Here is an 11,933-nt window from a genome sequence, read left to right on the forward strand (position 1 = left end):
GTGAGGTGCGCCGCAACCGAGCCGGCGCCCGGTACGTCCGGCGTCGGCGAGCCCGCCCGGACGAGGCCGTGTGCCGGAGCTGGCCCGCGGCGGCATGGTCGAGGTCGTGGCGGTTCGGGGTCATGTGCTCTGCTTCCAGAGCGGGCTACCGGTGAACTCCCACGGGATCAGCCCGAACGGGAGCGTGAGGTGGAACGCGGCCGCCTGCAGCCCGGCCGTGTTGCGCACCTTCATCCGGGAGTCCGTCATCAGCGCCGTGAGGGTGTTCTTCGCCCGCCGTTCCATGTCAGGGTCGTCGGAGAACGTCGCCGTGGCCATGAGCGCGAACGGGACGAGTGTCGCCCCTGCAGCGATCTCCTGGTCAAGCTTCTCCGCCTGCGCCCGGCGACGCCCGGTGCTGGCCGTGCGTCGGCCCTTCTGCTGAGAGTTGTTGAAGTCCTCCGCTTTCACCGCGCGCTCCGCGATGACCTGCCCGTGACCGATATCGGTGGGTTGGTAGAACACCGTGACGCGTTTGCGCAGGAACGCTTCGTGTGGCGACACCAGCCGCCTCAGGTGCCGCGACCGGATCGTGCCGCGCGGGGGGATGCGTTGCTCGACGGTGAACGACGCGCCACCGTCGTGCCGGAACACCCCGCGAGACTCGGACCCGAACGACGGGCCGGCGTCCGACCAGCCGAGCTCGACCGGTTCGTCGCGTTCACGCAGCAGATCGAACGCTTCCGCGGTCGCTGGCTCGTACGCGGTCCGGGCGACTTCCACCAGGTCCGCCTCGAGCATCATCGCGGGATCCCCGGCACCGCCTGCGGCAAGGTTCGCGCGGTGAGCGGGCAGCCGCTTCGCGATCTCGACCAGCACATCATCGGTGCCCGTCGACGCTTCGTTCATCGAGCTTCCTCGCCACACCAACGTCACATACGCGGCGATGTCGTGGCTGTTGGTTGGCAACGTTGCCGCGAGCTCATCCATCACCCGCACCGCGAGCTTCGGAGCAGTCGCCTCGTGACGCTCACGCAGCACCGCCGCCTGCAACGCCACCCCGGTCGAGGGAGCCGAGTCGATCGTGACCGTCGCTCCAACCAACCCGGCGTCCTCGGACAGCGACGCCAACCACGCCCCGTAGTAGGCGACGGTCGTGTCGATGAAATCCTGATCATTCATCCCGGTGCCGTCCGGGAAGCCACGCAGCACCACCGCGAACAAGCCCCGGTGCCGGTAGTGGATGACGTCGAACGCGATCCCGTACCCGTCGACGCCGTGCAGGATCTCGGTGTTGGCAAGAATCCCCGGCAACGGATGCCCGCCGACTTCACCCTCGAGCGTGGCGAGGACCCCGGTGACGTAGTCCGACTCACCTCGCCGGGAACGCTGCTTCGCGTCCCGCCGCTCGCCCTGATGGCGGGCCATGGTCTTCCCGTCGAACTTGACCCCGAAGAACAGCTCCAACGCCACGAACACGATGATCTGGGCGACCACGATGCCGATGTTCTGCGACAGCGTGACCGTGAGGATGATCACCAACAGACCGACCATCCCGCCGAGCGTGCCGGCCGTGGTCAACCCGAACAGCCCAGCCCCCTTGCGTTCAAACCATCCGCCGTAGTCGATCAGGTCTGGCTGTGCCATCAGTTGCCTCCAATTGCTTCGTCAAGGTCCTGCACGGCCCCACGTGCTGTAGCGCCCGCAGCCGAGCCAAGGTGCTGTGCCGCCTGCTGCGCTGCGAGTGCCCGAGAACTGCGCTGCGCGTCCCCAGCACCGGCCGGTGCTGCGATTGGTTCGGGGGCGGGTTGCGTCGGCGCGGACTGCCGTGCACCACCAGGTGCAGCGGGTGTCGCCGCCGGGGTCGCAGCACCCGTCGCCGGCGCACCGCCAGTGGCCCGGGTGCTGGTTTGGGCTGCACCACCTCGAGCGGCGGCCGCGCCGGCCGCGCCGCCGGCGGCACCCGCCGTCAACACGACAGCGCCAACAGCGACAGCGGTCTCGGCGGCCTGGATCGCTCCGCGCAATGCGATAGCGCCGCCGTACGCCTTCCCGAGCGCCTGCGTCGACGGGGCGATGATCCGGAACAATGCCGGCAGGGCGAGGATCGCGATGACGATCAGGATCATGCCGTTCACGGCCCCGCCGATCCCGTCCGCGCCCGCCTTCTGCTTGTACGCGAACGCGTACACGATCGACGCCGCGAACGGATACAGCAGGAACGCCGCCAGCCACGCGGTGATCCTCCCGAACGCTTCTGACGCCTTTTCTCCGAGCGCGGTCGCAGCGGCCGCGAGCGGCCATACCGCCAGCAACAGCGGAACCACGGCCCCTCGGAACAGCATCACCCCCCACTGCACGATCGTGCCGAGGATGCCCAGAACGCCCAGGATGATGTAGATCCCCGGTTGGATGGTCGCGAGCGTCGCCTCGTACAGCGTCGACGATGCCGTCAACCCGACCTCCCCGAGCATCCACGTTGACGCGGTCTGCATCGCCGTGGCCAGCGACGCGAAGATGGCCGTGCCTGCCGAATTGATGATGAGCATCCGCACCAACGAGATCCCGAGCTGCTTGGCCCGGTCTCCGCGCAACGCGATCAGTGTCCAGAGCGCTGAGATCATCGCCCCGGCGATCGCGAGCAGCACCGCGATGTTTGCCAGCAGGCCCTGCATCCATGCGACCGACCCATTCGGGTTGGTCACGTCGACGAGCTGCGGGGTGTACAACCAGGACGTCAGGAACGCGAACTGGAGATCCTGCCAGCCCGCCATGAAGCTCTCCCCGACGGGCCCCAATGACGACTTGATGCCGGCATCGATGAGGGTTGTCGGGGTGTTGGCGATCGCTTTGATCGCCGCCGCCACACACTCCGGGTTCGCCGAGTTGTACCACTGGGTGCAGTCCACCGCCATCAGAAGGACCAGGGAATGTAGGAGCCGGGATCGACGGTGATGGTGCCGTAGGCGGTGAGCTTGCCGTCGTCTTCAACCTGCATCCGCCAGTCACCATCGACCCACACCACGGTGATCGTCTCACCGGTGTACTGGGGTGCGTTCGGCAATGCCTCCACACACACGATGCGGGCCTCGTCCGCACTGTACGACACGATCGTGAACCCCAGCATGCGGGTCGCGACGCGCTGCTCTGGCGGACTGTTCGGGAAGGACGCAGAAACACCATCACGGACCACCTGCTTGCCCGGGGTGTCAGCGAACTGCGCGTCGATGATCGCCAGAGCCATGTCCAGGCCGGACACGCGCACGCCCTCCCAAATGTTGACCGCCGCCAACGCTGCACCCATCGGTGAGTGCTCGAAACACCGCGGCACCCCATCGACGACCGCTGTCGGGCCGACCGAGGGCGAAACCGGCCAGGTCGCCCCGTAGGCTGCCTCCCAATCAATATCCTCAGGTGCTGCCGTCGGACGGGTATCGGAGCTCGCGGCGACCGGGCACCCGCCCCGTTCTCCGTCGCCATCCCCGGCTGACGGGGTCGATGGGGCCGGCGCGCTGCTTGATGTCGCTGCAGGCGCCGGTCCTGGGGTGCCGGTCGGCCAGAGCGCGACCGCTGCGAGGATGACGAGGATACCGACGAGCGTCCACGAGCCGACGAGTGTCCATGTCTTCCCAGGCCCGCCGGCGAACGTAGTGTTCTTCCAAGCGGCCGCGAGACGGCCGCGAGGTTTCTTCGTCCCCGGCATCAGAGGATCGCCAGGTTCGGGAAGAACTGCGTGGCGATCGGCACCGCGAAGGACACCAAGACCGAGCCGATGGCCCAGTACTTCGTCTTCTCGATGAACTGCTCACCCTGGTTGTGCTTGAACGCGTTGAACCCCAGGGCCGCGATCGCGAGGAGCGCGACGATCGCGGCGATGCAGAGGATCCACAGCACGTAGCCGAGGAGGTCCGTGATGACACCACCGACCCCGGGGATCTCGACCGCCGCGATCTTGATCGGGCGCAGGCCCGGGAAGAACAGCAGCACCAACTGCGGGGCGAAGGAGCCAAGCACGGACCCGAGCAGCCACCACTTCGACGACTCGACCATCTCCTCGGCCTGGTTGTGCTTGTACGCCTCGTATCCCTTGCCGCCGATGACGAACAAGCCAACGATCGACGCGATCGAGATCGCCCACAGGATGTACCCGAGGATGGTGTTCACAATGGTCCCGATCCCGGGAATCTCTTTCGGCTCCAGCGCCGGCAACAGGCCGGCCTGAATGATGTCGAGGAACAGATGCATGGTGTGATTCGCTTTCTCTAGTGGTCGAGCAGCTGCTCGCGCAGCTGCTCGTTCAGCGCGCTGTAGAACGCGGCAACTGGTTTGGTGATCTCCGCTCCTGGCGCATACCGCCAGGACTCAACCCACGGCGACACGGTGACCGGCACAACACCGGACACGATGTTGATCTGGTCTCGTAATTGCTTCGGGAGCTTCCCCGGCGCATCGGGGACCAACAGCACCCGTGCGATCCCGGACCGGCCGACCCCAAGGGCATCTCGGACGAACGCGAGCCCGGCCACGTGCGTCCGGCCGACCAGCAACCGGATCGCAGGGGGATCCGCTGGCGCACTACTCGGAGGCCCGTCGTGGTAACCGGTCATCGCCGCCAGCGCGCTGACGCCAGCGCCCGGGTGGGCTCCGAGCAGTGTGGGGACCGGGGTGCCACATCCGCCGCAGTACAACGACTCGTAAGCGGAGCGTTCACGCCCGCACGAAAAACAGGTGCGCATGGTCACTGCCCCGGCAACGCGCAGGGGGTCCAGGTGTAGCTCACCCGGCGCCCGCCGAGCAGCACCGGCGACGACACGCGGAATCCAGTGCTGAACGGAGCGAACTCGTCCAGCTCGACCTTCCGTGGGAACACCCCCATCACCGCATGCACTTCAGCTCGGATCGAACCGTCGGCGTAGCCATCACCGGACACATACACGTCGGCATCCACCGTGCCGCCGAGGCGGGTGATACCTGACATGAGCGCGCCAAGGACCATCCGTCCTCGTTCCCGTCGATGCAACCGCACCTGCAGGATCAGCGTCGAGGACGGGACACCGGTCCACTCTTGTCCGAGCCCCGCCGTCCGAAACAACACCGGGCTCGGCACATCGAGCGCCGCACTGATGTGGCCATCGGCCAGTGCGATCAGCCAGGAGGGCACCGGTGCATCCGCCGCGAGCCGCATCTGCCACTCAGGTCCTGAGAGCGCTGCATGCACCGCGGCCGCCTGGTTCCAGAGCTCTGGGGACCACCGCTGCACATCCGACTTCCGCAATCCCTCCTTCTGCGTCAGATACCAGAGCGTCTCGTCCCCGAGCGCGGCCTGCTCGAGCACCGCTGCCTCCCCAGCCATCGCCTACAACTGCTTCCGGGTGCGGGCTTGGCGGATCGCAAGCACCGCCGAGCCGAGACCACCGGCGAGCAGCAACCCGGCCGCGCCCATCAGGCCCGGCACTTCAGCGCCGGTCTCCGCCAAGCGCGGCGCCGACGGCACCGAGTCGGCATCACGCCACGATTCCGAACCGTCGTCTCCGTCCGACGAACCACCCTCGGCCGGCAGCGTCGGTGTCTCCGGGTCCAGCGACCCCGGGTCGGTTGGGTCGGTGGGGTCGGTTGGGTCGGTGGGGTCGGTTGGGTCGGTTGGGTCGGTTGGGTCGGTTGGGTCGGTCGGGTCGGTCGGATCGGTGGGGTCGGTGGGGTCGGTCGGATCGGTGGGGTCGGTCGGATCGGTGGGGTCGGTGGGGTCGGTCGGGTTCGTCGGGTCGACGAGAGTGTGGGCGGATCTCGGAACGGACGTCGTTGAATCCGCGGTGGCGGCCAACGCTGGACCAGCGATGGTGAGCGCCGCGATCGCCGCCGCTGTGACACCGGCTCGCAGGGTGGTTTGCATCAAGGGTGATTCCTTTCGATAGGCGCGGCCCAATCGCCTTGGGCCGCTATGGGCCAGCTAGTGCGCTGGAGCTTTCGGGAAGATCGACAACGACCCCAGCGATGTCGCCAGCAGCTTCCCCGCAGACGTGACACCGAGAGGAGTGAACGTCGGTGCATGTTTCGCGACCGCGACGTTGGCGCCGTCCAGCACGGCAGCATCGGCGCCCATCGAGCCGAAGAACGACTCACCGAGCGCAGTCGCCGCCGAGAATCCCTCGGCAGGGACGTCCAGAAGCCCCGTGGCGAGATCGACACGGCAGTCACCAAGCATCGCCGTCGTTCGAGAATCAGAAAGTACGAGACGTCCCTCTGCTGTCGTCGCATCAACGGCCGTCGAGGCGAGCAAGGAGCCGTCGACGTCTGCGTGCGTGGCCAACGTTGCGGTTCCGTCTGGAAGAGTCCAGACGAGCAGGATTGTCGACCCTCCAGAGAGCCACCGGCTGACAGTCGCGCCCGCGCTCGGCTGGGCCATCGCGGTCTGTCGCAGCACCGTCCCGACAGCTGCCGCCGTGAGTACCTCGCCACGAGCCGACGCCCACTGCAACGCCCCATCGGAAGTCACCGCAAGCGGTGCTGCCCCAACGCGCGGTGTCGTGAACGGGGCGAGCCCGCTGTTCGTGACAACGAACACCTGACCGTCGGCACCTGAGACCACGACACCGTCGCCCAGCACCGACACTCGCGCATCCGTGGGAATGTCCCACACTGCCGCGACCGTCATATCTCCGGACCAGACCAGTAAGCGCGCGCCGGCCACCGCCAGCAACGCGGCAGACCCATCGACTCTGCCAGCGAGAAGAATCGGCGTCGCACCCACCTCTTGCGAGGTCACCTGAACGCCGTCAGCATCTCGGATCGTGACCGTTCCAGAAGCCGCCGTCGCGAACCGCTCCCCACCCTCCGCCACCACGGCCGTCATCGACCGAACCGCATCACTCCACACCGCCGACGTCCCCCAGCCCGGAACCCCCGCGACCTCATGTGGGGAAGACGAAGGCAACGAAGACGCCGACTCGACTGGTCCAGGTGCAGCCTGGACGACGACACCGCCCGCGACCGCACACACGGCCAGAGCACCAGCAACGCAACCCGTGATCAACCACAACCTGCGCTTAGCAGGCGTGCGCGTCGGTCGAACAGACGACGTGGTCTCTCCGGCATCGTCAGGGTCGATCGTGGGGGTCAGACCGTCGAGCACCGGCACATCGACCTGCTCGAGTGAAGCTGCGCGGTCTGTTGCGGCACTTTCGCCAGCGGTAGCTGCGTCCGCGGTGGCCAAGGGCGATCGACAGAAGCCGCAGAACCGCAGCTCGGCGGGCATCGGTTTGTCGCACACAGGGCATGTTGTCGTCTCAGTCATCCGGCGATCAGCCAGCCAGGCTCGGACCGCTCACACGTCGCAGTAGTCGTCCACATACGGCCTCCTCATCAGGCTCTTGGCGAGGAGTTCAGTCGGTGTGGGGATGAGGCCCACACCGACTGAACCCCTCGTTATGTAGATGCCGCTGCCGTGCAGCACGGGGCTGCACGGCAGCGGCATCTACATAACGAGGTCCGCAGTTGAGTGCTGACCCGCTCGACCAGAGGAGTTCTGTTGATGCTCACACCGTCTGTTCCGCACCTTTCCCGGCATGAGACGCAGCGGGGACCGGACGAACCACTGCCAGTCGTGCCAGAGATCATGCGCTGCTCGGAGCTGATTCCGCTCGAGCCGGAGCTACCGCTGCTGGTCAAGCGGGAACAGAAGCTACTCGCTGCGTGGGAGAGCGAGGTTGCGCAGCTCCAGGCCGAGGGTTGGCGGGTCATCCGTCGGAGCAGAACCGAGTCGCCGCTGATGGCCACGTACCGGTTGTTCTACCAGTTCGCGCGCACCCAGACAGCGGCCGGCTGAGATGTGGCAGAGCGTCTTCCAGTCCCCTGCCATCTGGTGTGGGTTCGGTGCGACCCTCGTCGTGCTCTGGATGCTGGGTGTGGTCTTGGACCGTCGAGCGCGACGGTTACGTCGGGCGGCGCGCCCATACTCGGAGCGCCGTGCGGCCCGGCCCACAACATGAACGGTTCCGACATCACCGCAGTCCTCTCCTCGGCCGTTGCGACGGAACATCTCGACTTCCGTGACCCGTTAGGCATCCTGGACAGCGTCGATGACGCGATGGTGATGAGTGAGCTCGTCCGGGTGCAGTGGATGATCCACGACCTGACGCCGGCGCTGTTGCTCGCCGCCGGGTTCCGGGACGCTGCCGCCATGGTGCAGGGGATCCCCCGGATTGAGCAACGTCATCTCGACGTTGGCCGGTTCCCGCCTGGTTCGGTGAGGATTATGCAGGACGTCGCCGCGGAGGTGTCGTCCGAGATCCCTGGCCGGTGGAATGTGCAGTTGCGGGAGCGCCCGTATGACGTGCCTTATTGGAACAGGCCACTCAACGCGTTCGGCGCCGCGTTCAGGGAACGGATGCACGAGCCCCGATCGGAGCTCTACCAGCACATCCGCGCCCTCGGAGCCGCCACCAGGTGGGCGACCGAACGGTCCACGCTCGGCCAGGCAGCGTTCTCCGTGTGCTGCGAGGCGCAGGGACTGCTTGAGATCGAAGCGGGCGGCCGCGTCGACGCCGCACACGAAGACCTGCTCCGCGACGTGTGGCGGTCACTGCTCTGGAAGGTCGCCCGGGAACACGCCGCGACGCACGACCGGGCACTCATCCTCGACCTGGACCGCGGCATGCTGCGCGTGGAGCCGAAGCAGGACCAGCCGTGAAGGCGCGGATGGTGTTCGCGATCACCGTGATCGTGCTCCTCGGTGCCGGCGCGCTGTTCAACGCTGTGATGTCGCTCGGCACCCCACCACAGCCAGGGTCTGAACCGCTGGTGTGGTCGAAGCCGATTGCGGTGGTCCGGGTGGTCGACGGTGACACGGTGGTGGTCGCCACGGAGGTCGGTGAGGAGACGGTCCGGCTGATCGGGGTGGACACTCCGGAGACCGTGCGACCGAACACCCCGGTGGAGTGTTTCGGGCCGGAAGCGTCTGATCACACTCATCAGCTGCTCGATGGCCAGCAGGTGTTGTTGGCGGCCGATCCGTCACAGGAGGACCGCGATCGGTACGGGCGGCTCCTGCGCTACGTGCAGACCGTGTCCGGTGTCGATGTGGGCGCAGACCTCATCACCGGCGGGTTCGCCCGCGAGTACACCTTCCAGCGTTCCGCCTACGCCCAGCAGGCGTCGTTCCGTGCGCTCGAGCTGGACGCCCGACAGAACGGCCGGGGCCTCTGGGCCTCGTGCTGAACCGCACCCCCATGCCCGGCAAGCCGTGCGGAAACGGAGCCGCCACGGAGGGCGGCACTGTTCTTGACCCTGCGGGTGGGGATCTTCCTGAATTGCCGATCATATGGCTGCGCTCCTCCGCGACCAACGCCGGCAGCCTGCGGCTGCCCCGCCGCCCGGAGAACTTCTGGCCCGCGGTCGCAAGCTCCCTGATTTCGGCCCAGAACTTCTCCGGTCGTCGGGGTTCCCGGCTTATGGTCCCTCCCCCGCTACGCCATCAGCTCTGCGTATCAGGAAGATCCCCGACCTGCCAGCACACCCCTGAGAGTCACTGAGAGAGCGGAACACCATGAGCATCGTCGTCTACAGCAAGCCCAACTGCGTCCAGTGCAATTCCACGTACCGGTTCCTCGACGGGAAGGTGCCGTACACGGTGGTGGACCTGTCCAACGATCCCGAGGCGTTGGAGACCGTGAAAGCGCTCGGCTACCTGCAGGCGCCCGTCGTGGTCACCGATGACGACCATTGGTCCGGGTTCCGCCCCGACAAGCTCGCCGACCTCGTTCCGGGTCGATGAGACCGTATACGCCGGCAGAGATCCTCCAGGCCGGCGCCGATGACACGCGGCGGGCGTCGACGCACCTGATGATCGAGCTCGAGGGACTGCACGCGGCGATCTGCTGGCACTGGCACCGCATCAACGTCGACGAGCACGTCCCGCTGCTCGAGGGCGAGGAACGACTCCCCCGCCACCCCGCACCCACAGACTTCGGCGGCACCACCCTCGCCGTCCTCGCCCGCCCGGTCCGGCTGGAGGCGCTCACTGCCGCAGGCCGGCGACTGTACGAGCTCGGCGGGCGGGCCGCACGGCTCGAGCACGAACGACTCATCCTCAGGGTCCTCACCGCCCGACGCGAGCTCGACGACGCCCGGGCCGCCATGACGCGCATCGAACGGGCAGCGCTGGTCACCGCCGCGCTCCAAGCCGCTGAGGCCGCCAAGCATCGTGACGCCCGGGAATCCGTGACCCCAGTGAGCTCCGACGCCTGGCCAGTACGCACCCCAGGGCGACCACACCGCGCCGAGTCGGAACAGACGAGCCCGCGAAGCCCCGCAGAAAGCGGGCAACGGGAGGGCGAGAAACGGGTGAGATCCACCACCGGTTCCGTCCGGGGGCGGTGCCTGAAGCTCACGATGAACGGGTGGAAGCGCTGACCGGGACACCGGCACAGCCAGGACAACTGCCCGATGGGCACAGCACGAAACGGAGCAAACGATCAAACAGCGAGGCAAGCACGTGGCCGATCAGTCACCGATAGGGCGTGCGCAACAGCAACCCCCGCCGCCACCGGACGACCCCTACCTCGCCTACCAGGCCTGGGTCGCCACCCGAGCGGGTGAAGTCCGGGATGAGCCCGTCACGGATCGACCCACCCGGCGTCTCTCTGACAGACGGAGGCGATGACCACAGCACCGATCACGACCACCGCACCAGCGTCTCCACACAGCAAGGAACCAGCATGACCATCTACCGACCAAGCCAGCCCGACACCCCTGACCCCGAACCACCGACCACGACACCGTCTGATTCCGTGCGGAAGCGATCGCGCCGGCGCATCAAGGTGGCTGTGCTCGCCAGCATCACGGCGGGCATCCTGTCGACCGGGTTCGCGTTCGGTCTCAACGCCATGTCCGCCCACTCCCTGCAGCAGGACGCGATCGCGACCACGAAAGCTGCCGTGCACACGCTGGCCATGGCGGAGATCTCCAACCAGGCCGCGAAGGTCGACCTCGACCAAGCGATCACGGACGCCCAGGCGTACAGCGCGAGCATCGTCCCGGTCGTCGCCGCGGCGCCCGCCTATCTCGACGCCGCCGGAACGGCTGTCCTCGAGCAGGCACGTCTCGTCCTGGACGCCACCGTCGTAGTCGTGAAGACCCCAGACCCGGAACACCCGGATATCCCGGCCGCTTCGACCACCTATGAGACACCGAAGGTCGACCGGATCCTGCCGAAGGCTCTCACGACCGTTCAGGCGAAGCAGATGACCCGGGAGCTCACGGCGGCCGCGGTCGACGTCGACCAGGACACCGCCGCGAAGCAGTTCGCGATCGACACCCTCGCCGCCGCCCACGAACCAGTGGACACGGCGCTGCGCGACGTCGGCAACCTGGTCGTGACGACGAACGCGCCCGCGGTCCGGGCAGCGACGCCGAACATCGACAAGGCCGCGCTCGAGCAGGCCGTCACGACCCTGCAGGTCACGCTCGATGACGCCGACCCGCTCGTCCCAGCGATCAGCGGCTACATCGTGGCCGCGAAGACGATCCTCGACGCCCAGGCCGCGTTCGACACCCAGGCAGCGATCGACGCCGCGAACGCTGCCGGCAACGACACCTTTGTCGACCCCTCCACCGGCGAGTCCAAACCCAACCCCAACTACAACGGCGGCAACTCAGACGGCGGATCCGGTGGTGGCAGCGGCGGAGGCAGTGACAGCGGCGGCTCCGGCGGTGGCGGTGACAGCGGCGGCTCCGGTGGAGGCGGCGGTGCGCCTGCCGCCCCCACTCCCCCACGCATCGTCTACAGCTCCTACGCGTGTGGTGGGGATGGAGGGTATGCCGAGTCGAGCTACAACAATCGAGGCATCACGGTGCCGGGTTCAGGTGTCGCCAGTATCAACGGCCCGTATGACACTGGTTCTGGTTGGCGTGTCGATTGGACCTGCGCTTAGCCTGAGCTGTTGAACGTCGAACGGGCC

The 11,933-nt window shown here is 67.3% G+C and carries 14 protein-coding genes; 6 read left to right on the top strand and 8 right to left on the bottom strand.

What is annotated here, in order from left to right; translation table 11 throughout:
- Positions 1–120: 120 nt before the first annotated feature.
- The 8 genes from IFR14_RS20345 to IFR14_RS20380 form a co-directional block, all read right to left on the bottom strand.
- Positions 121–1,626, bottom strand: a complete 1,506-nt coding sequence (locus tag IFR14_RS20345) for an SCO6880 family protein (protein ID WP_191942195.1) — start codon at positions 1,624–1,626, stop codon at positions 121–123.
- Positions 1,626–2,888: a hypothetical protein gene (locus tag IFR14_RS20350; protein ID WP_191942196.1), complete on the bottom strand. Its 1,263-nt coding sequence runs from the start codon at positions 2,886–2,888 to the stop codon at positions 1,626–1,628. The genes IFR14_RS20345 and IFR14_RS20350 overlap by 1 nt, the downstream gene beginning before the upstream one ends.
- A gap of 5 nt (positions 2,889–2,893) precedes the next feature.
- Positions 2,894–3,283, bottom strand: a complete 390-nt coding sequence (locus IFR14_RS20355; RefSeq protein WP_191942197.1) for a hypothetical protein — start codon at positions 3,281–3,283, stop codon at positions 2,894–2,896.
- 398 nt (positions 3,284–3,681) lie between these two features.
- Positions 3,682–4,224 (bottom strand): hypothetical protein, encoded by a 543-nt coding sequence (locus IFR14_RS20360; protein ID WP_191942198.1) that lies wholly within the window; start codon positions 4,222–4,224, stop codon positions 3,682–3,684.
- Between the two features lie 17 nt (positions 4,225–4,241).
- A complete protein-coding gene (locus IFR14_RS20365) occupies positions 4,242–4,445 on the bottom strand; it encodes a hypothetical protein (protein ID WP_191942199.1) in 204 nt (67 codons plus the stop codon).
- Positions 4,446–4,717: 272 nt separating this feature from the next.
- Positions 4,718–5,314, bottom strand: a complete 597-nt coding sequence (locus tag IFR14_RS20370; protein WP_191942200.1) for a hypothetical protein — start codon at positions 5,312–5,314, stop codon at positions 4,718–4,720.
- 21 nt (positions 5,315–5,335) lie between these two features.
- Positions 5,336–5,872, bottom strand: a complete 537-nt coding sequence (locus IFR14_RS20375) for a hypothetical protein (RefSeq protein ID WP_191942201.1) — start codon at positions 5,870–5,872, stop codon at positions 5,336–5,338.
- 54 nt (positions 5,873–5,926) lie between these two features.
- A complete protein-coding gene (locus IFR14_RS20380) occupies positions 5,927–6,829 on the bottom strand; it encodes a hypothetical protein (RefSeq protein WP_191942202.1) in 903 nt (300 codons plus the stop codon).
- A gap of 750 nt (positions 6,830–7,579) precedes the next feature.
- On the opposite strand from IFR14_RS20380, the gene IFR14_RS20385 reads away from it, so the two are divergent.
- From IFR14_RS20385 to IFR14_RS20410, 6 genes are all read left to right on the top strand, one after another.
- Positions 7,580–7,801: a hypothetical protein gene (locus IFR14_RS20385; protein ID WP_191942203.1), complete on the top strand. Its 222-nt coding sequence runs from the start codon at positions 7,580–7,582 to the stop codon at positions 7,799–7,801.
- A gap of 159 nt (positions 7,802–7,960) precedes the next feature.
- On the top strand, positions 7,961–8,665 hold the full coding sequence (locus IFR14_RS20390) for a hypothetical protein (protein ID WP_191942204.1): 705 nt from the start codon (positions 7,961–7,963) through the stop codon (positions 8,663–8,665).
- An 8-nt stretch (positions 8,666–8,673) separates the two neighbouring features.
- Positions 8,674–9,192, top strand: coding sequence for a thermonuclease family protein (locus tag IFR14_RS20395; RefSeq protein ID WP_191942205.1), 519 nt, complete (start codon positions 8,674–8,676; stop codon positions 9,190–9,192).
- Between the two features lie 328 nt (positions 9,193–9,520).
- On the top strand, positions 9,521–9,748 hold the full coding sequence (nrdH, locus tag IFR14_RS20400) for a glutaredoxin-like protein NrdH (RefSeq protein ID WP_191942206.1): 228 nt from the start codon (positions 9,521–9,523) through the stop codon (positions 9,746–9,748).
- A 68-nt stretch (positions 9,749–9,816) separates the two neighbouring features.
- Positions 9,817–10,386, top strand: coding sequence for a hypothetical protein (locus tag IFR14_RS20405; RefSeq protein WP_191942207.1), 570 nt, complete (start codon positions 9,817–9,819; stop codon positions 10,384–10,386).
- A 305-nt stretch (positions 10,387–10,691) separates the two neighbouring features.
- Positions 10,692–11,906 carry a hypothetical protein gene (locus IFR14_RS20410; RefSeq protein ID WP_191942208.1) on the top strand — a complete coding sequence of 405 codons (1,215 nt, stop codon included), beginning with the start codon at positions 10,692–10,694 and terminating at the stop codon, positions 11,904–11,906.
- Positions 11,907–11,933: the final 27 nt, after the last annotated feature.

It is taken from the genome of Plantibacter sp. CFBP 8775 (genome assembly GCF_014839505.1).
In the GTDB taxonomy this organism is placed as follows: Bacteria; Actinomycetota; Actinomycetes; order Actinomycetales; family Microbacteriaceae; genus Plantibacter; species Plantibacter auratus.